This window comes from Bradyrhizobium diversitatis (assembly GCF_016031635.1).
GTDB classification, from domain to species: domain Bacteria; phylum Pseudomonadota; class Alphaproteobacteria; order Rhizobiales; family Xanthobacteraceae; genus Bradyrhizobium; species Bradyrhizobium diversitatis.
In genome coordinates, this window is the sequence record NZ_JACEGD010000022.1 from 33,894 (window position 1) to 55,451 (window position 21,558).

Below are 21,558 nucleotides of genomic sequence, written 5' to 3' on the forward strand. Positions count from 1 at the left end.
CATGCCAAAACTCAAAATCGCAGCGATCCCAGATGAAAAGCCCGTCAAGATCAGTCTTGATCTCCCGGCGTCCGTGCATCGAGAGCTTGTTGCCTATGCCGAGACCCTTTCGCGTGAATCGAGCCAATCAGTAGAGCCCGCCAAACTGATTGCGCCGATGCTGGCACGGTTTATGGCCACCGATCGCGGTTTCAGAAAGCTCAGGCGTTCAAGTCACCCCTCTGCCGTCGAAGCCGGTGAGGGATAGCGTTCGGCCAAGAGATCCAGAAAGCGCGTAAGCGCCGGATTCTCATTGTCCTTACGCCAGTACGCATTGAAGCCCATACGGCTTGGTCCAGAACCGTCCTGGATTTCCCGATAGACCACGCCGGTGAAGTTGGCTCCCACGTCAGCTTCAAGGACCAGACTTATTCCAAGCCCCAAGCTGACGAGGCTCTTGATGATGCCTCGGCTGACATCATGCCGCTCGATCTTTGGCCGCCTCTCATTGGCAACCAGCTTTGAAACCAGCAGCTCCTTTATATCGCTTCCCGGATCGCGTTGACTTAGAAGAACCGTCTCGTTGAGAAGATCGGTCCAGTAGATGACGTTGCGGGCGAGCAGAGGATGGTCCTTTGGAAGGACAACGAGAATGCGTTCGCTCCAAATCGGCAGCCTCGTCTGACCGGCGAGCGTACGTCCTCCAGGCACAACGGCGACATCGTCGTGCCAATGCGAACAGCATCCAGCAGGCGCGTGCGGGACTGTTCGGCTGTGGCGAGTGCGACCATGGGAGCTCGCTTTCTGAATTCCGCCAGAGTGGCACGTAGATTGCCGGCAGATATTGAGGTGCAGAAACCCACGGAAAGGTGGCCCGCCTCGCCGCGACCGCTCGAGCGGCCCGTTGCGACCAGAGTGTCGAGCTGCTCAAGGATCATTCGCGACATTTGCAGGATCGTTCGCCCGGCCCGCGTTGGCACGACGCCGCCAGTCGAGCGGTCAAAGAGAGCCACTCCGACGAGGTGCTCGAATTGACTGATGGAGCGACTGAGCACCGAATGCTGCACGGCCAGGAATTCGGCCGCCTGTCGAAAGCTTCCGCAGTCGGCCGCAGCGACCGCGGATCGCAAGTGATGTAGACTGATGTTGTTCGATTGGACAGGGTTGGACATGTCTCTTGAGATAGCGATCGCTAATGGTTGGGAGGTTGAGCAGGCTGAAATGCGGCACCCTCTACGCAGCTTTCAGCGCCGGCTCCCAGAGCACAGGTGAGCGGAGTGTTCCGGTGTCGCGGACCCGGGATAGTGCGGCCGTTGAAATCTCGAGATGGCCCGCAAGTGCCTGGGTGTTTCCCAACGTCCTTGCCTGGCCCACCCGTCGCAGGGGCCACCCGGCGCGTCGCAAAATGCGCTCCATCCGGGCATCGGTCACCGTGATAATTTCTGTCAGCTGTCTCGAAAGGCCGAATTCGATCATGCCAGCGAAGAGCTCATACGTCGCGCTAGTCAGCCCACGCATCGTTCCGCGCGCTCCAGCGTCAACATCTAGCGCGAAACGGCTGCTTTCCCAGATCGAATGATTCGCTTTAAAGGGCTGTCCATCGAGCAGCACAGGGAAGGTGTCTCGCAGCATCGTCGGTCCGGTAGATGGAAGCAGCCGAACACAGCCTTGAACGCTATAATTGCTCGATCGCTGAATCAGGTAGACAGGACCGAGTGCATCGAATTCGTCGATCTCCATGTCCCCGCTGGTCTGAACGTCCCATGCGAGTCGCTCCTTGAAGACCCTGTACCTAAGTCTGTGCATCTCACAAAGGTCTTCAGCAAAGGCTCCATAGAATTCCTGTGTGATGATCTGCATCATGATCGTGCCTCCAAAGCCGCAGGGCGGGTATTGAAGGCGAATCATTGGGGATGCGCAGCCTCCTCAGTTAAGGAGGGTGTGATACCGAAATCCGACGCACGCATCCGGCAACGACCCGGAATAGTAGGACCGAGCCGCGCAAGTATTTTGGTCGGCCTTCGCCCGTAGCGTCGCTGGACATCCTCAGAGCTCTATCGACGAGTCTTTACTGTCGGCCTAGACGAGTCTTCACTGTCGGCCTATAGGGGTGGCTAGGGCTCGGGAACGAGACCTAGAGTCTAAGGGTACATTCTATCGAGGAATGACGCACACTATGCCAGAAATCTCATGGCGACGGGATGGGCTCGATTCTGGCTGGTTCATCGCTGAGGGCATCGGATCAGTCCGAAGCACGGCGAGCTACGGAAGACCAGGAGGTTGGTGGTTCCTCCCTACCTGGTTGCCTGACATTGAAGAGAACGACATCGGACCATTCAGGACAAAAGCCGCAGCATTAAAGGAAGTCGAACGTCTGGCTGCCGCTCAAGAGCAAATCGCTCGGAATTAGTCGCGGTTTGGCTGCTCGGGGATGATGCCGAACATCGTTGACCCTCGTTAGCTCATCTTGGTCGGCGAGCTGATGGGACTCAAGCAGATGGGCGACGCTCTGAGGACGCCAATTCTAAGTCGGGCAGACGGGCCAGTATGTCTGTGAGGGAAGCCTGGGGATCGGCGTTGTTGGGCTTTGCGGACGCGATGAGGTGTAGATGGCCGCGGCGAGCCGACCGCCCGCACCTAGGCCTTTCGACCAGCAGCAACAAAACGCGCGACTGCCTGGATCGTTGATCGAACGCCCAGCTTGGCCTTGGCGTTGTCCAGGTGAAATGCGACCGTATGGTGAGAGATGCCCATGATGCGGCCAATCTCCCAGGAAGACTTACCCTGAGCGGCCCAATTCAAACATTGGATTTCTCGCCGAGAGAGCGTGACACCATCAATCTGATCGCGGGCAAGCAGCTTACGTTGTGCATGTGCATGGAAAGTAGTTGCTATAAAGGGAAGTACACGAGCATGCCGGCGTACGGAACGTCCAAAGGACGCCCCCCGTTCGCTGGCAGCAAACGTGACCGCGGCAACCGCGACGCCGCTCTCGTGAATCGGAACGGTGAAGCCGCAGCGAATGCCAAATCGGGCGGCCTCCTCGAAAAGCTGACGAGCAGGCTCCGAATGTGCTTCTGGCCCCAGACCAAGGCCCCACTCAAAGGCCTTGTCCCGGCGAAGGGACTGAATAATCACGGGATCGAAGCGATGGTACTGCTGCTGGACGTAATGCGAGGTCCAGCTTGATGGATAAGTCGAAATCAGAAGCGGCTGGGTGCCTGGTCTGGAAGGCAAAACCAGGTAGGCGAAACAGCACAGATTGAGCGCGGCAGCAGTTTCAGCCATCCCCAGCCTAAGGTCGTCGACGTCAGTACTTTCAATAAGTTGATCGATGAAAGCTTGGAAAACGTAACGCATTGTCCTTCTCGCTGCAGGCACTCGGAAAATACGCGTTTGACTGCGCCTCAATCAGAATATTCACATAACGGGTTCATACGCTTTGACACCTCGTGGCGCACGGACAACGCCAGTGACGTGTTTCAGGATAATGCGCGAACGCGGCGAATTCTGATCGCTTGCCTCCAATGATGAGATCAAGTCGGTTCAGGTCAAGTAGGGCTCGATATCTTGTGATTGTTTTGATGCGGCGTGCTACCGCCGCGCGACGCAACGGTAAATAGCTTCCGCTCGACACGAGAATTCGCTCCGGTGATCCACCACTTGCGGCGGCTCATCGAGGGGTGCTCGTTCGCTTCTTTGAAATCCTGCGTGATCGCATAAAGAATCGCGGAATTTCAGCGCGACTTGGCTCCACTTTCGTAAGTTTGCACCGCGATTCCCACTAGAAGGGGGCGGTCCAAGAGGAGATTCCAAATGAAGGTCGGTGTTCCCAAGGAGATCAAGACGCACGAATACCGCGTGGGTCTAACTCCTGGGGCTGTCCGCGAATATGTGGCCGCAGGCCACAGCGTTCTGATCGAGACCGCGGCCGGTGCTGGCATCGGCGCAACCGACGACCAGTACCGCAGGGCTGGCGCCACGATTTTGGGGTCCGCTCACGATGTATTCGCATCGAGCGAGATGATCGTAAAGGTCAAGGAGCCCCAGCCTTCGGAATGGACTCAGCTGCGAGAGAACCAGATCCTCTTCACATATCTGCATCTGGCGCCGGACCCGGAGCAGGCTAAGGGCCTCATGAAGTCCGGATGTACCGCCATTGCCTACGAGACGGTGACTGGTCCGGCTGGCGGGCTTCCGCTGCTTGCGCCAATGAGCGAGGTTGCGGGCAGGCTTGCGATCGAAGCAGCGGGTGCGGCGCTGAGGCGCTACTCAGGCGGTCGGGGGCTGTTGATCGGCGGCGTGCCCGGTGTGCAGCCGGCCCGGATCGTTGTGATCGGAGGCGGGGTTGTTGGTGCACATGCCGCACGGATGGCGGTGGGGCTGGGTGCCGAGGTCACGATCCTCGATCGTTCGATTCCCCGGCTTCGCGAACTGGATGAACTATTCGAAGGGCGCGTTCGCACCAGGTTCTCGACCATAGAAGCCGTCGAGGAGGAAGTATTTGCAGCGGACGTTGTAATTGGGGCGGTACTCGTTCCCGGCGCCAGCGCGCCAAAGCTGGTCAGTCGCGGTATGTTGAGCTCAATGCGTAAGGGCTCCGTCATCGTGGACGTCGCCATCGATCAGGGCGGATGCTTCGAGACCTCGCGTGCGACGACCCACGCGGATCCGACCTACGAGGTGGACGGCGTCATCCATTATTGTGTCGCCAATATGCCCGGAGCTGTCCCGCTCACCTCAAGCCAGGCATTGAATAACGCCACGCTGCCCTTTGGTTTGGCTCTCGCCAACAAGGGATTTGCAGCCGTGCTCGAAAATCCGCATCTGCGCGCAGGCCTCAATGTCTATCGGGGCCGGCTAACTTATAAGGCCGTGGCCGAGAGTCTGGGCCTGCCCTTCTCACCCATCGATCAGGCTGCGGCCTGATCCCCAGAGGCTCCTTAGGGGGCGTTTTCCTCCCTGACTTGGGCCACTCCTTCGGAGTGGCCCTTTTTTCGAGCAGAGATGGCGCAACTCCGCGCAAGACAGCGTGACTTGCCCTCGAAGCTGCTATTCACATACTCATCAGCGGTGACGGGCCGCCGCGCGTCGGCATCAGGCCTGAATACCCTTCGCGCCCGAGCGTCACCGGTTGCGACGGGATCGGGCCGCTGCCGAACCGGATCATACCTATCCGGCGATTGCCCAGCGGGCCTCCGTCAGGCGCAAGAAGTTCATAAGCAGCACGTGCCCTTGTTCCGTGAGTATCGATTCCGGATGAAACTGCACGCCAAATGTTGGTTGGAAACGGTGTGCGAGCGCCATGACCTCGCCTTCGTCCGAACGCGCCGTCACCGTGAGATGCGGCGCGCATGCCTCATCGAGCTCAACAACAAGAGAGTGATAGCGCCCAACGCGAAGTGGAGACGGGAGCTCCTTGAATAGCCCTCGACCGTCGTGCGTTACAGTGGAGGACCGACCATGCATAGGGCGACGTGCACGGGCCACGCTGCCGCCGAAAACGCTCCCAATACACTGGTGTCCGAGGCAAATGCCGAGAAGTGGTACGCGACCTGAAAGCTCGCGAACGACGGCGGTGGATATTCCGGCCTCAAGTGGAGTGCAGGGACCGGGCGAGATGACCACTGCGCGCGGCTTCAGGCCAACAAGGTCCGTGACGCTGATCACGTCGTTCCGGACCACCTCCGCCTCCTCACCAAGATTGCGGAAATAGCGGGCAATGTTGAAGACGAAGGAGTCGTAGTTGTCGATGATGACAATCAAGATACACCGGTTCGTTCAGCACGAAACGCATCGAAGATGCGCTCCGCCTTGGCGAGCGTCTCCTCGTATTCGGCCTCGGGGTCCGACATCGCCGTTATCCCGCTGCCTGCATGAAAGACAGCCGCATCGCCGTCGATCGTTACAGTGCGAATCGCAATGTTTGTATCCATCTGGCCGTTAAAGCCGATGAAGCCGATCGCTCCGCAATAGACCTCGCGTGCCACACGCTCGATTTCCGCTATGATTTCCATCGAGCGCACCTTTGGCGCTCCGGTAATGGAGCCGCCGGGAAAGCAAGCGCGAAGCAAGGTAACGGCGTCCTGGTCTCCTGCAAGTTCACCCGTAACGACCGACACGAGGTGGTGCACCGAGGCATAGGATTCGAGGTCGCACAGTGCTGGAACCTCGACCGAAGGCGCAGTGCAGACACGCGACAGATCGTTGCGTAGGAGGTCGACGATCATGACGTTCTCGGCGCGGTCCTTTTCAGACGCAACGAGCATTTCAGCTCGGCGTTTGTCTTCCTTCCAATCAGCGGAACGCGCGATCGTGCCCTTGATGGGGCGCGTTTCGACCCGGCCTCCGCCAAGCTTTAGAAAGCGCTCCGGTGAGCTCGATGCGACTGTCAGCTTGCCATAGCGCAGGAGCGCGCCAAAGGGTGCGGGGTTTGATGATCGTAGCTGGCAGTAGAAGGTGAGGGGGTCGAAGGAAGTCGGCACCCTGGCGCTGAAGCGCTGCGCAATGTTGGCTTGGAAGACGTCTCCGGCCAGAATCAAGCGGATGACGCACTTGACGGCTGCAATATAGTCATCGCGGCTGAAGTTCGAATGCCAGGCGCCCACGGTGCCGGAGGATGCATCCCGCGGCGTCTCTGCGCGGGCAAGCAGAGAGGCCAATTCGTCAGCTCGGCGCTGTGCACGCTCTACGCGACGTATAGGATCCTGCTCCGGCCATCCGGTCGAAGCGATCCAGCATTTATTGTGCCGGTGGTCGTAGCTCACGACTACGTCATAGAAATGCAGGAGCGATTGGGGCAAACCCTGGCCGGGACTTACGGGCGTCGGCAAGTGCTCTAACGTCCTGTTTAGATCGTAAGCAAGGAAGCCGGCCGCGCCTCCCTGGAACGGGGGCAGATCGGAGCGATGCTCTTGCGAATAGTCGGCGAGAAGGGCACGAAGAGCTTCCCACGGGTCGCCCTCAAGTGCCTCTCCGTTCCAACTCGCCTGTCCGTCCGCGACCATAAAGGTACCGAAGGGGTCGCAGCTCAGATATGAATAACGGCCGAGCGATTCATGCGTTGCCGCGCTATCGAGAAACGTAAGCTGCGGTCGATGCGCCAAACGTCGCATCGCCGTGACGGGGGCGATCCACTGCAGCTCGCGGACGTGCACTGGGCTGTCAATCACCGATGAACTTGCGTGCTGTGAGATGTGCTCAGATTGTGATCCCGACGCAACCGAGAGGTGCCCGTCTGGGACCCGGAGACCATCGAGGCCGACTGTCAGGCTAGCCCCTGCCAGTCGGCTCGAGGCGGCGAGCGACTTGACCTGTTGCTGCCATTGAGGCGAAGCGCGCATCCGTTGATACGCTGTAATCGGCCGCAAACCGCAGCTCGCGGAGCGGTCGCACCCGGCTAATCGAGTCCTGATATAGCTCATGAGCCTTGTAGGCTGCGAGTTCCCTCTCGTTGTCGAACTCACCGTAGACCACAACGTCGATATCGTTGCCGAACTGGTCAGTCTTGCGATTGCGACCAACCTCCAGCAGGCGTGCATGTGGGATTGTGGCGAGAATTGACAGGCCTTCGACCATTTCGTCGATCCGGGCCTTATCCTTGGCGGTAAACAAAACGATGTGACGAATCATGAATGGCCCCGGGTTGATATCGCAAGTAGGCGCATAACTATCTTGGCATTGTGCCCACTGCAACATTGCCGCAGCGCGTCGCAATCGCCGCCATGGCTTCGCTGCTGGAGCTTCTGCCCGTGGTCACGCGAGCTCCATCGACGGCGTGTGGCCGCAGTCCAGGCCCAGCGGCCAGCGCGCACGCTTCCGATCGCACGGCGTGAGCCTCCGGCACTCAGGTCATGGTGCCTCCGTGTCAGGATGAAACCGCCCTCAAACCCAGCCACACGCCATCGGTCTTGCAGCTCTCCTTGTTGGGATCTCCGCAGACCATAGGTGCCGCGTGAATTCGTCGTTCGGCCATGCGCTTAGCGGTAGTCACCAACACAACCCGGCTCTCCCGGGGGGCAATAGCCGCTGATGAGGTGCAACCCACATCGGCGTTTTTGGGGCGGTTGATGGTCGCGGCACGTGAGCGCTCCAGTTTTGTAGAGACGAATCGCGATCGGGCGGCCCGGCGTGGGCAGCTCGCTCGCGATGTCGTCCTCGATAGGCCCGGTCGCGCGCAGCCACTCTAGCAGTTGCAGAAACAGCTTTGGGCGACCGATCTGCGATCGGGCTGGGCTGGCGGGATGTCAGCCGATCGTCCCTCTGCGATACGGCCGCTATGCCCGGCCCAAGAGCCGATTTTTACGATGAACTTCTGCGCCAAGTAGGGAAGCGTCGCATGATGTATGCGCTGGCGAGGAGGAGATTGACGAAGTTCTTCTAAAATAAAGAGATAAACTTTGCGCTTATCGACGGTGCCCCGATCGGAAGGGGCGCAGGTCAAGGTCAAGGCAACGAGTGCAGGCGGAAATGGATGCCGAAGCGCGACGCGGGATTGAGCTACGTCGCGCCCCGCCACCCGTCGCGAGCCTGCGCCCTCCAACGCGAATGGGAGATGCAGGAATTGGAGACGGACATGTCCAAAGAACATCAAAAACTTCAGCGCAACACCGTCAAGCGGTGCGCCATTTGCGCCGGAAAGTTTGGCCTTATTCGTTACTACTCTTCGCGAACCGCCCTCTGCTCAAAGAGGTGCGTTGAGCACTTCAAGTCCCGTTGCGAAGCGGACAGCAATTGGTTACGGCGATTACCCGCCGCCTGAGCGGTCACCAGCGGCTCACACAGCCCCGGAACCCCGGAGGACGCGCCTCTACTCCGGCCCGGAGTGCCGCACGTTTACTGCGGCACCGAAATCATTGACGTCGATTAGCGCGCGACAATCTCGCGAACTGCGCACCGATTGCTCCGAAGGCGTGGATATCCCTCATGAAGTTCGTATTGGTCAATCACAGGGCCCCGCTTAACAGGCCGGCCTGCTCCGCGTGCGCGGAAGTTCTCGGCACCGGATACCTGCGGGACGTGTCGACGCAGACGCCCTACTGTGATTACGATTGCTACCTTCGCGATGAAGCCAGGAGCCTGTTCATGCCTTGGCTCAAAACGTCATGTGCCGAGGCAGATTCCTCGAACCTTCCGGCCTCGCCGCTCCAGCTCATGACGTCGTTTGCCGCAGCATCCTGCTTGTATTCGATGTCACTTGCAGCCTTGCGGATGGGGGAGCTCATGGCCGTAGAGCTGTCCAACACTGTGCGCGAGGGAACATGGACGTTTGGTCCGCCCCCGTGGCGGGGTTACGGAGGTGGCCCCAGCCCACCGCAATGAGGTCCGCCGAGCTTGATGCGTCGATACAGATACCAAGAAGCAGCTCCGTTATTGCAAGCTGGTTTCAGGAACAACCAAAATGGCGGAGCATAGCTTCTGGCGCTTCTCGCGAACCTTGCATCGCGCGATCAATGACCGGCATCTTGACGACATCGAAGCCCTCTTGGACGAGGAGGTCGACTGGACCCTCTATGGTCCGATCGACATGTTTCCATTTCTCGGGGCTCGGCATGGCAAGCACGCCGTGCTCGACGTCATCCGGGAGATCTCTGACAATGTCCAGGTCCGCCGTTTCGATCGCGAGACCACAATGCTCGGCATCGATTCCGCAGCCTCTATGCTGCGCTGTTCTCTGACGGTGCGGCAATCCGACAAGTCCATCTCGCTACGCGCGGCGCAGTTCGCTCGGTTCAAAGGCAGCCGGCTCGTCAGCATGCGTGTACTCGTCGATACCTTTGATCTCATCGAGCAGGCACTCGGCCGGCAAATTCATCTCCCGAAGATGACATGAGGCGAGAGGCGCCGGCGGATCTCTCCCTCTCGGGATCGCCGATGGCGCGTGCGCGATGTACACGCGGGTTCCGGCGCCATGTCGACAAGACATTGTCACCCGTGCGCACGCTGCAAACGATCGCTTACGCCCAACGCGACCGCGTCTTGCATCGCCGTTGGCGATGGCGATCGCCGTCAGCGCAGCTCCTGAAGCGTCCTTCGGTCAGGAGGCGGGAAGGGCAAGGCGCTCAATGGTTTGAATGTGGCGCGCGAGCAGGTTGCAGGCTTGATCGACGTTGCGGGATCGCAGTGCTTGCAGAATTAGCCGGTGATCCTGATTTGACCGCGGTTGCCAGCCGGCACTTCGGGCCATTGCGAACACCAACCGCGAATTTGCAAGCTGTAGTCCATCGAGGTTGGCGAGCAGGCGCGGCATCGCGCAGGGCGAAACCAGCGCTTGGTGAAAGGCGCGGTTGGCCATTTCAAAATCCTCAATTGTCTCGGCATTATCTCCTTCAATGAGGGCGAGCTCGATCCGTGCCAAATGGGCCGACGTCAGCTTTGGAGCCGCATTGCGCAATGCGACTACCTCGAGCGCGGCGCGCATTTCGGCGATCTCCTTCACCGACTTGGTGTCGAGAGGAGCAACCCGCACGCCGTGACGGGGCCGAGCGACGACAAGGTGTTGGGCTTCCAGCTGCCGAAAGGCCTCCCGGACCGGAACGTGACTGGAATTGAATTGCCGCGCGACATGATCCTGCCGGAGCGGAGCGTCTGGCTGCAGCGCGCCGGTGATAATGCGCTCACCGATCGAGTCGGCGATGCGGCCGGCAACCGTCGTGTTCTCGTCCATGACCATAGATTATCTACCAGAATAACGAATGCGTTCACTTAGAACATCCTCTAGCATTGGTCGAGGCTCGTTATCATAGATAATCGCTCGCATTATCTATGACTGATCGCAAATGGGGGCAGGCTCTATGGTGGCTGCTGTGGACCTGAAGCGAAGCGACGGAGGCAACAGCGCGCAGCTTCGTAGAAACTGGAAGCGCGCCGAGGCTGAAGCTCTCTATCGCCTGCCGTTTGCCGAGTTGATGTTTCAGGCGCAGAGCGTTCATCGGGCCAACTTCGATCCGAACCACGTCGAAACCGCAAGCCTGCTCAGCATCAAGACCGGCGGCTGTCCGGAGGACTGCGGCTACTGCTCGCAGAGCGCGCATTACGATACCGGGCTGAAAGCCACCCGCCTGATGAATCCCGCGGATGTGGTCGCGACCGCGCAGCGCGCCAAGGATGCTGGAGCGACCCGCTTCTGCATGGCTGCGGCCTGGCGCAGTCCAAAAGACCGCGATCTTGATCAAGTCTGCGACATGGTCAGTGCGGTCAAGGGTCTCGGCATGGAGACCTGCGTCACGCTCGGTATGCTGACGCCGAAGCAGGCGGCGCGGCTCTCAGAGGCCGGTCTCGACTTCTACAATCACAACGTCGACACCTCGGCACAGTTCTACGGCAAGATCATCACCACCCGCACCTTACAGGACCGGATCGACACACTTGCACATGTGCGCGAGGCGGGCATCAAGGTCTGCTGCGGCGGCATTATCGGCCTGGGGGAGCTCGTCGAGGATCGCCTTGCCATGCTCGTCCTGCTTGCCAACCTCCCCAGTCATCCGGAAAGCGTTCCGATCAACCTGTGGAACGAGGTCAAGGGCGTGCCGGTGAATGACACCGCAGAGCGCGCCGATCCCATCGCGCTGGCGCGTCTGGTCGCGGCGACCCGTATCATGATGCCGAAGAGCGTGGTGCGGTTGTCCGCTGGACGTCAATACATGAGCGATGAACTGCAGGCGCTGTGCTTCCTGGCGGGCGCAAATTCGATCTTCATCGGCGATGTACTGTTGACCACCAAAAATAGGAAAGCCGACCGCGACACGAGTTTGCTGGCCCGGCTCGGCATCACGACCGGACGCACTGAACACAGCGGCGCGCATGCTGCGCGCCAACTCCATCGAAGGTGACCAATGCAGATTACGATGATGAAGGGCAAAATCCACCGGGCCTCGGTGACTGAAGCCGATCTGCACTATGAAGGATCGATTTCGATTGACAAGGCGTTGTTGGATGCTGCGGGGTTCTTGATCAACGAACGCGTCGAAATCTACAACATCGACACCGGAGCGCGCTTTGCCACCTATGTGATCGCGGCGCCCCAGGGGTCCGGCATAATAGGGCTGAATGGTGCGGCCGCGCGCCTTGCGATGCCTGGAGATAAGATCATCATTGTTGCGTATGCCTTTTTCGATGAGGCGGAAGCAAAATCGTTCAGGCCAAGCGTCGTGCTGGTCGACCCAGAAAACCGCATCCGGTCAGGTTGAAAACCAAAAGAGCGGTCTTGGAGCCATTGTCCCTAGCGGCCAATGGAAGTGTTGCGCGACTGTTGACGATCCCGAGCGCGAAAAATGAACTCAATCCATGCGGCCAAAGTCGCCGACTATGCCGCGGCCTTGCATGCGCTGAAAAAAGACGACCGTCTGCGCAGCCTCAAGCCGCGCGCAGGCGTCGATTTCGTATCGAACGACTATCTCGCGCTTGCGTCCGCACCGCGCATGAAAAAGGCTGTTTTGGCGGCGCTCGAGGCTGACACACCGATCGGAGCGGGTGGCTCGCGGCTTCTGCGCGGCAATTGCGAGGAGCACGAATGTCTCGAAGCAGAAGCGGCTCAGTTCTTTGGATCCGAGACGGCGCTTTTCTTTAGCGGCGGGTATGTCGCAAATTTTGCGGTCCTGACAACGCTGCCGCAGCGGGGCGACTTGCTCGTGCTCGATTCTCTGGTGCACGCGAGCATTCATGAAGGCGCGCGGGTCGGCCGAGCCGATTTTCGGATGAGCGCCCACAACGACCCCCAATCAGTCGAAGACACAATTCGCCACTGGCGCGCAAAAGGGGGAATCGGCCGGGCCTGGATCGTGGTCGAAAGTCTCTACAGCATGGATGGTGACTTCGCGCCGCTTGAGGAGCTGATCGCGATCGCGAACCAGTACGATGCGTTCTTGATGGTCGATGAGGCCCATGCCACCGGCGTCTACGGCGAGCAGGGTCGTGGGCTTACCGCTCGCTATAAAGGCCGCGAAAACCTCTTGGTTGTGCATACCTGCGGCAAGGCGCTGGGCGCTGCAGGCGCGCTCGTCACGGCAGCCGGCGTGCTGCGCGATTTCCTGGTCAATCGCTGCCGTCCTTTTATCTTCGCAACCGCGCCGTCACCTTTGATGGCTGTCGCTGTGCGGGAAGCGCTCGCAATCCTGCAGCAGGAGCCCGAGCGCCAGCAGCGTCTCGCCGAGCTTGTTGCGTTCACACATCGGCAGATCGGTATCCGCAGTGGCAGAAGTCCGTCGGGCTCGCAGATCGTGCCATTTGTCGTGGGAGACAATGCGCGGGCAATGCGCCTGGCCGCTGCACTGCAGGCTCGCGGCTTCGATATCCGCGGAATCCGGCCGCCAACCGTGCCCACCGGCACGGCCCGTTTGCGAATCTCACTAACACTCAACGTCGTGGAGGATGACGTGCTTGCAATGCTCGATGCGCTGTTCGAGGAAATAAGAGGTTGGTCTCGATGAGTCTGCAGATCGTAGTAACCGGCACAGATACCGGGATCGGAAAAACGGTTGTTTGCGCGGGCCTCGCGAATCTCCTCGGCGCGAACTACTGGAAGCCAATTCAGGCCGGCCTCGAAGGAGAGACCGATGCTGAGGTCGTTACGCGCCTGGGCAGTATCTCAGCCGATCGCATCGTGCCGGAGGTTTACCGCCTGCGGACACCGGCTTCTCCGCACTATTCCGCCGAAATCGACGGAGTTCGCATCGAGGCGGATTCGCTCCACGTGCCAAACACCGGCGAACGACCGCTCGTGATCGAGGGGGCCGGCGGGCTAATGGTGCCACTGAACGGCAACACACTTTATATTGACATCTTCGAGCGCTGGCGCCTCCCCGTCCTGCTTTGCGCCAGCACGCGACTAGGGACGATCAACCACTCGCTGCTCTCGATAGAGGCTCTGCGAAAGCGCCAGATCCATATTCTTGGGATAGCATTCATTGGCGAAAGAAATGCCGAAACTCAGAGTGCAATTCGCGAGATGGGGCGGGTGCGTTGGTTGGGGCGATTACCCTGGCTTTCGCCTCTCACACCAGACACGCTGCAGGCCGCGTTCAAAAGCTCATTTCGTGCTGACGAGTTCAAGCCATGATGCCAACCAAGAAGTCGTCGATCTGGCATCCCTTCACCCAACACGCGCTTCGAGATGAAATGACAAGAGTTGTGCGTGGTGACGGCGCTTATCTTCATACCGGGGATGGCCGTCGAATCATCGATGCAATCTCATCCTGGTGGGTCGTGACCCACGGTCATTGCCATCCGCATATTGTGAGCGCGATTCAGGAACAGGCAAGCAAGCTCAACCAGATCATCTTCGCTGGCTACACCCACGATCCGGCCGAGGAGGTTGCGGCGCAACTTATGAAACTCGCACCCCGTGGTCTCGACCACGTCTTCTTCTCCGACAGTGGCTCGGCGAGCGTGGAAGTAGCCCTAAAAATGGCACTCGGCTATTGGCACAATATCGGCAAGCAGCGAATACGCATCGTGGTGATGCAACACTCCTATCACGGCGACACGGTTGGGGCGATGTCTGTGGGTGCTAGAGGCGTGTTCAACGCGGCATACGGGCCGCTACTATTCGACGTTACAGCAATCCCGTTCCCTGCGAGAGGTCGAGAGCAGGCGACGCTCGATGCGCTCGAGGCTGCATGCCGAAACGAAATTCCGGCCGCCTTTATTGTGGAGCCTCTGATTTTGGGGGTCGGCGGAATGTTGATGTACCCAGCCTGGGTGCTAGGCGAAATGAAGCGCATCTGCGAGGCCTCGGACGTCCTGTTTATTGCCGACGAGGTCATGACAGGCTGGGGCCGTACCGGAACACTATTCGCCTGCGAGCAGGCCAATGTCATCCCGGATATCGCCTGCTATTCGAAAGGCCTCACCGGAGGGGCGCTCCCACTGGCAGTGACGCTCTGCCGTGCGGATATATTCGACGCGCATTACTCGAAAGATCGTACGCGTACGTTCTTTCATTCCAGTTCATATACGGCGAATCCAGTGGCCTGCGCCGCCGCAAAAGCGAGTCTGGATCTGTGGCAAAATCAAGAATCTCGCCAGCGCGTCGCGTCGGTTGCCGCGATGCAAGAGCATGCAATCGACCCATTCCGCGCCGATCCGCGCTTTGCAAACGTCCGTCGGACCGGCACCATCACAGCGCTCGATCTGGAAACGAGCGATCCGGGCTATCTGGCAAACATTGGTCCGAAGCTTCAGGCCTTCTTGGAGGGCCGAAATCTCTTGCTCCGCCCACTCGGCAACACGATCTACGTGATGCCGCCTTATTGCGTCACGGCGGCAGATCTTGATCAAATCTACGCTGGTATCAGGGATGCTGCCGATGCGCTGGCTTGAAGGTGCGGCTCGAGCGCGTCTAACGGAACCCAGCTGCGGCCGTAAGGTGAATGTGCTGGCCGAACCCGAACCTGCCGGAGGCTTTGGCAAGGAGGCCGAGCCGCTGTCGCAGAGATGTCCGACGCTGTACCCCGGCGCAAGCTCGCCAGATGTGCGGAGAGCGGTAGCGTGCCGACGTGGCGGTGCCCGGCGCGTTGCAAAGTCGGTCCGCGTAACGAAATGGTGGCTACAAAGTTTCCGTTTTTGATGATTGCGCAATCATTAGATGTTTCTATCTGTCCGCCGCCGGCTTTGGAAATGTGGTTTTTCGTTTCGCCTGCACCATTGACAGTCTTCTCTCAGCTTCCGTAGGTAGCCCCGAGTCCGGGATGCGGGCAGCGGAGCGGTCGGGATCTAAGATGAGCCACATTTCAGAGCAGCCTGTTGAACGTGTCACGATACCAGTTCTGCAGCAATGCAAGGAGGAGAGGCGTCGTATTGTAATGACCACCGCTTACGACGCGGTCACCGCGCGCATCGCCGATCCCATCGTCGATGTTATCCTGATCGGCGACAGTGTTGGCAATGTCTGCCTCGGATTTGATAACACGCTGCCGGTCAGTATGGCCATGATGAACCATCACTTGGATGCTGTTGCGCGCACAAGAGCGCGTGCCCTGCTCGTAGCCGATATGCCATTTCTCAGCTTTCACCTCGGCATTGAGGAGACGATACGCAACGCCGGAGGCTTTCTGCAGCGTGGCGCGGCAGCGGTTAAGCTCGAAGGGGGCGCGAAGCGCATCGAAATGGTCCGTGCTCTCGTCGATTGCGAAATTCCTGTAATGGGTCATCTCGGTCTCACTCCGCAGAGTGTCAATGTCATGGGTGGATTCAAGGTACAGGGCCGGAAAGCCGACGATGCTCTGCGCCTGCTCGACGACGCCCACCGTCTGCAGGAGGCCGGATGCTTCGCTCTGGTCCTGGAGGGGGTCCCGGCGGAGCTCGCCGCGCGCGCGACCGAATTCCTGACAATACCGACCATTGGAATTGGCGCGGGTCCCAATTGCTCGGGCCAGGTGCTCGTATTCCATGATGTCCTGGGATTGACTGAAGGTCATCGGCCGAAATTCGTTCGCGCCTATGCAGAGGGTTTTCAGCTGCTGCAGGAGGCGCTGTCGCGCTGGGCCGCAGATGTCCGCAGCGGCGTATTCCCGGGACCGAAGGAGTCCTATCGGCTTCCAGAGGGCCTTGCCGAGACGATCGCAACCTGGACCCCCACCTAGCCTGATGTACAGCCAAGAAATGCAGACAATCACGACAGTCGCTGAACTTCGTCGCGCTCTTGCAAACGCCCGCCGGGCCGGTCAACGCGTTGGATTCGTGCCGACTATGGGCTATTTGCACGAAGGTCACCTGGCGCTGGTCGAAGCCAGCCGGGCGCAATCTGACCTCACCGTCCTCAGCATCTTCGTGAACCCCACTCAGTTCGGACCAAACGAGGATCTCAGCACCTATCCGCGCGACTTGACGCGCGATGAGAAACTGTGCCACGGCGCCGATGTTGCCATCGTCTTTGCGCCGGATGCGAGGGAAGTCTATCCGGCACGCTTTGAGACCTTCGTCGAGCCGGGCGACCTGGCAAAGCCGCTCTGCGGAGCGTTCAGGCCCGGACACTTTCGCGGTGTCGCAACCGTAGTCTGCAAACTGTTCAACATGGTGCAGCCGAATGTCGCGTTTTTTGGACAGAAGGATTTTCAGCAATGCGCGGTCGTGCGTCACATGGCACTTGATCTCGATCTACCGATCGAGATCGTTACCGTGCCGACGGTCCGGGAAGCGGATGGGCTCGCGATGAGCAGTCGCAACCGCTATCTCAGCGGGGAAGAACGTCGGCGGGCTGGCGCCATCAGCCGTGGACTGTTCGCCGCAGCGGACAAGTTCCGCTCAGGAGAACGCGACGTCGAAAAGCTGCTTGCAATCGCCAAAGGGCATTTGAACGAGGTCGATCGGCTGCAATACCTTGAACTTGTCGACCATGACACGCTCAAGGCCGCCGAAAGTCCGCTAAGCCACCCGGCCGCACTGTGTACCGCGGCCTACGTAGGCTCGACCCGGCTGATCGACAATGTGATACTGGCGTTACGAACTTCCTAGCACCAGCACGAGCGGATTGAGTGCGGCGAAATCCGTCGGCAACACGTGCGCGAACGCGGAATTTAAGCGTCGTGTTGGGATAAGTTGCATTAATCAACATCGAGATGTCGTTACGATGCAGGGTTAGGCGCAGCCCCGTTTCACGAGCCGACCGTTGCGCGGGGCGGCAACAATGACGTGGTCAAACCCGTCTGACTTCGTCGGCGCGGCATAGGAGCAGGACATGGCTAGCCATTTCTACCGACTCCGCATGGGCGCGTATGCTGAGACATTGTTTCGGTGCAGCAAGCGCGAGAAGCTGCAAATGATCTGGCTGCAGTGCAATGTGATGCGGCTCGGGAGTGAAGTCATGCGATCCGAGCACTGGTCCATCGCGGCGGACCAGCCAGTTCGGCATGAACACGGGGCCGCCCGAACCGATCCCAGCGGTAAGACGACGCCCGGCGACCTCAAACAGATCGCCCGCGAAGCGCCTTCCGAAGCGCCGACCATGTGGAGGCCGGCGTAAACAACAACAAGTCTCTGAAGAGCTGGTGAGCTGTCGCGCTTGGCGAATCCCAACTCCTCTATGTTCTCCGACACAAGCGGGTCCTTGCGCAGATTTCCAAAGCGAGCGACTGCGTAGGCCCGTGCTGCTGGAAGACAAATGTGCGCCTACAAACGCGAATTCAGCATTCTGAAATCAATCTAAATTAGCAAGCCAGTCATCGACGAGCAAGCAGGCCAGCTCCCGTTCTGCTCGATACCGATCACGCACGCCGGACCAGCGGCAACCAGCACTGCACCGCGCGCATAAAATTCATTACGGGGTAAAAATGACCGGAGTAGCGACCAGAATTATCGGGCAGTTGAGGAGTTGCCGGGGCTTCCGCATCGGGTTGCGCGGCCAAATGGCACTGCTCGGGATTTCGGGAGTTCTTGTCACAGGTGCTCTCTGCGCTGCCGCCCTGAACTACGCGAGCTTGGTCCAGAGCAAGGCGAATGACAGTAACAAATTCAAAGGTCATGTCGCTTCGTTGTCACAAAGCTTCCTGGAGTCACGACAAATCGCGAACGACTTCCTGCGCAAGCCCAGCGAAATGGCAATCACGAAGCATGCGAAGAGCCATGAGGAGCAGCTCGAAGACCTGAGCCGGGTTGAAGCATTTGTGTCGGCTCTGCCCGACCACGACCCACGGAAGGAAGCGACCGCGTTGCGGTCCGTGATCAACCTCTATGCGACTCGCTTTCGAAACGTGGTCTCAGCGCAACGCAATCTCGGCTTCAACGAAGATGATGGATTTCAGGGCAAGCTGCGCAAGGCCGTGCACGCCATCGAGCAACGTCTGGCCGACCTGAACCAGCCACGCCTCACGATCCTGATGCTGATGATGCGCCGGCACGAGAAAGACTTCATCCTTCGTGGCGAAGACAAAGATGGGGATCAACTGGCTGACAGGGAGGCGGAATTCGAAACCGCACTTGCTCAGGCGAGCCTACCTCCGGAGACGAGATCCCAACTGCTCGAGCTGATCCGCGCATACAAGTCGAGCTTTGTGTCCTTCATGGTGACGCAGCAGGCGCTGAGCGATCAGGCCAACGATCTCGGGCAAATCTACGACCGCATCAGCCCGGCGCTCGCAAAGATCATGGCCGCCGCTGACATGCGCTCGCGGGCTGCGGAAATGCAAGCTGAACAAATTCAGCGGAAGCTGATTTGGCTGATCGGGTTTGCAACGTTGCTCGTTGGCCTGCTCGCGTTGCTGTTCGGCCGGCGCGTCGCAAAGACCATCGCTTCGATGACGGCGGCCATGCGCCAGCTCGGCGAGGGTCGGTTCGACGTCGTGCTGCCAGGCCTTGGCCGTAAGGATGAACTTGGCGAGATGGCCGCAGCGGTCGAACTGTTCAAGCTGAAAGCGCGCGAGAAGGCGCAAGCCGAAATCGATGTCAAGGCTGAACAGGATCGTACCGCCGCCGAGCAGCGCAAAGCCGATATCGCTCGGCTCGCCGACGAATTCGAAACCGCTGTGGGCAAGGTCATCGATACGGTCTCCTCTGCCTCCTCAGATCTTGAAGCCTCCGCCCGCAGCCTTACCTGCACCGCTGATCACGGCCGGGAACTCTCAGTCGAAGTCGCCAGCTCATCGGAGCAAGCGTCTGCCAATGTTCAGCTTGTCGCGACAGCGACGGGCGAAATGGCGGCAACGATTGCCAACATCGGCCGGCAGGTCGAAGAGGCCGCCGATATCGCGCGCGAAGCGGTTCGCAGGGCCGAACTCAGCGATCAGCGCATGGTCGGTTTGGCGGCTGCGGCGGACCGGATCGGCAGCGTGGTCCAGCTGATCGCCGCGATTGCGCGGCAGACCAATTTGCTCGCGCTGAACGCCGCAATTGAAGCTGCGCGCGCCGGCGATCTCGGCAGAGGTTTCGCGGTTGTCGCAGATGAAGTGAAGTCTCTCGCAACGCAAACGGCGCATGCGACTGCCGAAATCAGCGAGCACATTCACGGCATTCAGACGGCAACGACTGACTCGGTCGGCGCAATTGCCGATATCGGCGTCATTATCGGCCGCATTTCGGAGATCGCCGTGACCGTGGTCAACTCCATCGCGGAGCAGGGGGCAAGGAGCAAGAATATCGCATCCAATTTGCAGGAAGCGGCAGCCAGGACCAGCCAGGTGGCGGCGAGCGCTATTGAAGTGACCAACGGCGCAATGGATACAGGAGGGGCCTCGATGCAGGTGCTGATGTCTGCCGAACTGCTGTCTGGGGAAAGCGCTCGGCTGAGGCGCGAGCTCGGCAGCTTCCTCGGGAGGGTCCAAGCGGCTTAATCTGGCATTTCTACGGCACGAGCCGCCGGAGCCGGAACATCGATGCGTTTTCGAAGAGTGCTCCAGCTGCTTTAAGGCAATGGTGCGGGCGAAAGCGTCTTCACGTGCGCGACCCAAGCCGTCGCATCTCCTGTCCTTCGAGTATCCGCCTGCACAGGAGATGATCGGTAGCTCCTCTCATCGTGATCCATGTTCCATGCTTGATCGCTCTTGCTCCAGAGCTTCCATACCGTTTCGATGCAGCCAAAGAAGAGCCCTCGCGAGCTGACGGAGATCGTTTCGGCTCGCACCAACGGGCAGTCGCCGTGCGCGACGAAGAGCATCCGCAGCTTGCTTCTCCAATCGCGATAAGTCCCGCTCTGTCATCGTCACTTGACCGATCTATACTCAATCGTACAACACGTCGCTGGGCCCAACGGCACTCGTGCCCGGACAGACAGCAGCCTCAGATCTCAAGCATGCCGGCAGCGCAATCTGCGCCCGCGCCATTTTGCAGGCTAGGGCACGTTGACGAGTGGCATGGGCGCGGTCGGTCCCGGCACTAAACCATCCTGGTGCCGGCCATGGACCGCCAGCGCAATTGCAAAGGTCACAAGGAGAATGATGAGTGAACGCATGGCGAAAAGCTTACTCCGGTAGCAGTATCGGATTTATGAAACACCTCGCACGCCGGAGCGTTGAGAATCGGCGTGCACACACCATGACCTTTAAATCAGACGAGCATGTTGGGCCGCAGAGACAGACCGGCTTAGGCTCGTCCTTCTGGATCCTCAACGTCCTCTTCGTTGCAAAGCGGCGCGCGGTCACCTCAGCGCGCTGGAAAAAAGCATGTCTTCCTGACAACAGCAGGAATAGTGCGCGCGATTCGAATAATCATTTATGCGTTCGTCGGTCAAACCGCGAAGGCAGCACGGGGCTCATGTTCTTCGCCGCAACTGAAAGCGATGTATGCCCAACCACGACTTCGTCTCGGGTGGCCTCCTGGCACTGACCGCGGCCGGCGTTGCACTGCTCTGCTCGAGCCTGCTGGCCTTGGCCTTGATCTAAAGCCAGTGCGCTGGTGTGGTTTTGTGCCTTGCGCATGCGCTTCATGATCGGGCGCCTTTCGATGCGAATCTGCCGGTGAACGCGGCCGGTCAGCTGCGAATGACTAACGTCAGAACGGGACAACAAGTTCGTTGGATGCATACGGCGGAGGGAAAATGATCAGGTCGGTGTTTGCAGCGTGTTTGTTGACTTCGTCCCTTAGTGCGGCGCAGGCGCAATACGTCGGTACGGGGTCTAATCCAAACAACCACGGTGTCTCAGGCTACACCCG

General features: G+C 59.4%; 19 protein-coding genes and 1 pseudogene. 12 read left to right on the forward strand and 8 right to left on the reverse strand.

The genetic code is table 11. The features are described from left to right. Position 1: 1 nt before the first annotated feature. Positions 2 to 247 (forward strand): DUF2274 domain-containing protein, encoded by a 246-nt coding sequence (locus H1B27_RS24160; RefSeq protein ID WP_197967757.1) that lies wholly within the window; start codon positions 2 to 4, stop codon positions 245 to 247. On the opposite strand, the gene H1B27_RS41060 is transcribed toward H1B27_RS24160, so the two are convergent. The 4 genes and pseudogenes from H1B27_RS41060 to H1B27_RS24175 all read right to left on the reverse strand — a co-directional run bounded on the left by H1B27_RS41060 (position 214) and on the right by H1B27_RS24175 (position 3,339). Further along, positions 214 to 690, reverse strand: a complete 477-nt coding sequence (locus H1B27_RS41060; RefSeq protein ID WP_311976978.1) for a LysR family substrate-binding domain-containing protein — start codon at positions 688 to 690, stop codon at positions 214 to 216. The two genes, H1B27_RS24160 and H1B27_RS41060, sit on opposite strands and share 34 nt — an antisense overlap. A gap of 308 nt (positions 691 to 998) precedes the next feature. Then, positions 999 to 1,151 (reverse strand): annotated as a pseudogene (locus tag H1B27_RS41065) (LysR family transcriptional regulator); the annotation flags it as partial. 61 nt (positions 1,152 to 1,212) lie between these two features. Next, positions 1,213 to 1,842: an acyl-homoserine-lactone synthase gene (locus H1B27_RS24170; protein WP_197967758.1), complete on the reverse strand. Its 630-nt coding sequence runs from the start codon at positions 1,840 to 1,842 to the stop codon at positions 1,213 to 1,215. Positions 1,843 to 2,616: 774 nt separating this feature from the next. Beyond that, entirely contained in the window at positions 2,617 to 3,339 is a 723-nt protein-coding gene (locus H1B27_RS24175; protein WP_197967759.1) for a helix-turn-helix transcriptional regulator, read from the reverse strand. A 456-nt stretch (positions 3,340 to 3,795) separates the two neighbouring features. Between H1B27_RS24175 and ald the strand changes: the two genes are divergently transcribed. Continuing rightward, positions 3,796 to 4,908 carry an alanine dehydrogenase gene (ald, locus tag H1B27_RS24180; protein WP_197967760.1) on the forward strand — a complete coding sequence of 371 codons (1,113 nt, stop codon included), beginning with the start codon at positions 3,796 to 3,798 and terminating at the stop codon, positions 4,906 to 4,908. A 243-nt stretch (positions 4,909 to 5,151) separates the two neighbouring features. On the opposite strand, the gene H1B27_RS24185 is transcribed toward ald, so the two are convergent. The 3 genes from H1B27_RS24185 to H1B27_RS24195 form a co-directional block, all read right to left on the reverse strand. Beyond that, positions 5,152 to 5,745 carry an anthranilate synthase component II gene (locus H1B27_RS24185; protein ID WP_197967761.1) on the reverse strand — a complete coding sequence of 198 codons (594 nt, stop codon included), beginning with the start codon at positions 5,743 to 5,745 and terminating at the stop codon, positions 5,152 to 5,154. Next, positions 5,742 to 7,136 (reverse strand): aminodeoxychorismate synthase component I, encoded by a 1,395-nt coding sequence (gene pabB / locus H1B27_RS24190; protein WP_311976980.1) that lies wholly within the window; start codon positions 7,134 to 7,136, stop codon positions 5,742 to 5,744. The genes H1B27_RS24185 and pabB overlap by 4 nt, the downstream gene beginning before the upstream one ends. A gap of 115 nt (positions 7,137 to 7,251) precedes the next feature. Then, complete coding sequence (locus H1B27_RS24195) at positions 7,252 to 7,611, reverse strand: Dabb family protein (protein ID WP_197967763.1); 360 nt, start codon at positions 7,609 to 7,611, stop codon at positions 7,252 to 7,254. A gap of 1,768 nt (positions 7,612 to 9,379) precedes the next feature. Here H1B27_RS24195 and H1B27_RS24200 point away from each other — a divergent pair. Next, positions 9,380 to 9,811, forward strand: coding sequence for a nuclear transport factor 2 family protein (locus H1B27_RS24200; protein ID WP_197967764.1), 432 nt, complete (start codon positions 9,380 to 9,382; stop codon positions 9,809 to 9,811). Positions 9,812 to 10,015: 204 nt separating this feature from the next. On the opposite strand, the gene H1B27_RS24205 is transcribed toward H1B27_RS24200, so the two are convergent. After that, positions 10,016 to 10,651, reverse strand: coding sequence for a GntR family transcriptional regulator (locus H1B27_RS24205; RefSeq protein ID WP_197967765.1), 636 nt, complete (start codon positions 10,649 to 10,651; stop codon positions 10,016 to 10,018). A 121-nt stretch (positions 10,652 to 10,772) separates the two neighbouring features. Here H1B27_RS24205 and bioB point away from each other — a divergent pair, with 121 nt between their 5' ends. The 9 genes from bioB to H1B27_RS24250 all read left to right on the forward strand — a co-directional run bounded on the left by bioB (position 10,773) and on the right by H1B27_RS24250 (position 20,240). Next, a complete protein-coding gene (bioB, locus tag H1B27_RS24210; RefSeq protein WP_197967766.1) occupies positions 10,773 to 11,810 on the forward strand; it encodes a biotin synthase BioB in 1,038 nt (345 codons plus the stop codon). Positions 11,811 to 11,813: 3 nt separating this feature from the next. After that, positions 11,814 to 12,167, forward strand: coding sequence for an aspartate 1-decarboxylase (panD, locus tag H1B27_RS24215; protein WP_197967767.1), 354 nt, complete (start codon positions 11,814 to 11,816; stop codon positions 12,165 to 12,167). Positions 12,168 to 12,251: 84 nt separating this feature from the next. Continuing rightward, positions 12,252 to 13,406 carry an 8-amino-7-oxononanoate synthase gene (locus tag H1B27_RS24220; protein ID WP_197967768.1) on the forward strand — a complete coding sequence of 385 codons (1,155 nt, stop codon included), beginning with the start codon at positions 12,252 to 12,254 and terminating at the stop codon, positions 13,404 to 13,406. Next, entirely contained in the window at positions 13,403 to 14,035 is a 633-nt protein-coding gene (bioD, locus tag H1B27_RS24225) for a dethiobiotin synthase (RefSeq protein ID WP_197967769.1), read from the forward strand. Before H1B27_RS24220 ends, bioD begins: the two co-directional genes overlap by 4 nt. Continuing rightward, positions 14,032 to 15,297 carry an adenosylmethionine--8-amino-7-oxononanoate transaminase gene (locus tag H1B27_RS24230; protein WP_197967770.1) on the forward strand — a complete coding sequence of 422 codons (1,266 nt, stop codon included), beginning with the start codon at positions 14,032 to 14,034 and terminating at the stop codon, positions 15,295 to 15,297. Before bioD ends, H1B27_RS24230 begins: the two co-directional genes overlap by 4 nt. A gap of 398 nt (positions 15,298 to 15,695) precedes the next feature. Further along, entirely contained in the window at positions 15,696 to 16,559 is an 864-nt protein-coding gene (panB, locus tag H1B27_RS24235; RefSeq protein WP_197967771.1) for a 3-methyl-2-oxobutanoate hydroxymethyltransferase, read from the forward strand. 19 nt (positions 16,560 to 16,578) lie between these two features. Continuing rightward, the gene (gene panC / locus H1B27_RS24240) at positions 16,579 to 17,430 is read left to right on the forward strand and encodes a pantoate--beta-alanine ligase (protein WP_197967815.1); all 852 of its coding nucleotides are present in this window, start codon (positions 16,579 to 16,581) and stop codon (positions 17,428 to 17,430) included. Between the two features lie 223 nt (positions 17,431 to 17,653). After that, positions 17,654 to 17,938: a hypothetical protein gene (locus tag H1B27_RS24245; RefSeq protein WP_197967772.1), complete on the forward strand. Its 285-nt coding sequence runs from the start codon at positions 17,654 to 17,656 to the stop codon at positions 17,936 to 17,938. Between the two features lie 382 nt (positions 17,939 to 18,320). Next, the gene (locus tag H1B27_RS24250; protein ID WP_246515666.1) at positions 18,321 to 20,240 is read left to right on the forward strand and encodes a methyl-accepting chemotaxis protein; all 1,920 of its coding nucleotides are present in this window, start codon (positions 18,321 to 18,323) and stop codon (positions 20,238 to 20,240) included. The last annotated feature ends 1,318 nt before the right edge of the window (positions 20,241 to 21,558 follow it).

Bases quoted from the DNA above. Each gene is read 5' to 3' on its own strand.
- H1B27_RS24250 (WP_246515666.1), top strand. From the start codon at position 18,321: ATGGCACTGCTCGGGATTTCGGGAGTTCTTGTCACAGGTGCTCTCTGC.
- H1B27_RS24220 (WP_197967768.1), top strand. From the start codon at position 12,252: ATGAACTCAATCCATGCGGCCAAAGTCGCCGACTATGCCGCGGCCTTG.
- ald (WP_197967760.1), top strand. From the start codon at position 3,796: ATGAAGGTCGGTGTTCCCAAGGAGATCAAGACGCACGAATACCGCGTG.
- panC (WP_197967815.1), top strand. From the start codon at position 16,579: ATGCAGACAATCACGACAGTCGCTGAACTTCGTCGCGCTCTTGCAAAC.
- H1B27_RS24170 (WP_197967758.1), bottom strand. From the start codon at position 1,842: ATGATGCAGATCATCACACAGGAATTCTATGGAGCCTTTGCTGAAGAC.
- H1B27_RS24230 (WP_197967770.1), top strand. From the start codon at position 14,032: ATGATGCCAACCAAGAAGTCGTCGATCTGGCATCCCTTCACCCAACAC.
- panD (WP_197967767.1), top strand. From the start codon at position 11,814: ATGCAGATTACGATGATGAAGGGCAAAATCCACCGGGCCTCGGTGACT.
- H1B27_RS24175 (WP_197967759.1), bottom strand. From the start codon at position 3,339: ATGCGTTACGTTTTCCAAGCTTTCATCGATCAACTTATTGAAAGTACT.
- bioB (WP_197967766.1), top strand. From the start codon at position 10,773: ATGGTGGCTGCTGTGGACCTGAAGCGAAGCGACGGAGGCAACAGCGCG.
- panB (WP_197967771.1), top strand. From the start codon at position 15,696: ATGAGCCACATTTCAGAGCAGCCTGTTGAACGTGTCACGATACCAGTT.
- H1B27_RS24195 (WP_197967763.1), bottom strand. From the start codon at position 7,611: ATGATTCGTCACATCGTTTTGTTTACCGCCAAGGATAAGGCCCGGATC.
- H1B27_RS24205 (WP_197967765.1), bottom strand. From the start codon at position 10,651: ATGGTCATGGACGAGAACACGACGGTTGCCGGCCGCATCGCCGACTCG.
- H1B27_RS24245 (WP_197967772.1), top strand. From the start codon at position 17,654: ATGGCTAGCCATTTCTACCGACTCCGCATGGGCGCGTATGCTGAGACA.
- bioD (WP_197967769.1), top strand. From the start codon at position 13,403: ATGAGTCTGCAGATCGTAGTAACCGGCACAGATACCGGGATCGGAAAA.
- H1B27_RS24200 (WP_197967764.1), top strand. From the start codon at position 9,380: ATGGCGGAGCATAGCTTCTGGCGCTTCTCGCGAACCTTGCATCGCGCG.
- H1B27_RS24160 (WP_197967757.1), top strand. From the start codon at position 2: ATGCCAAAACTCAAAATCGCAGCGATCCCAGATGAAAAGCCCGTCAAG.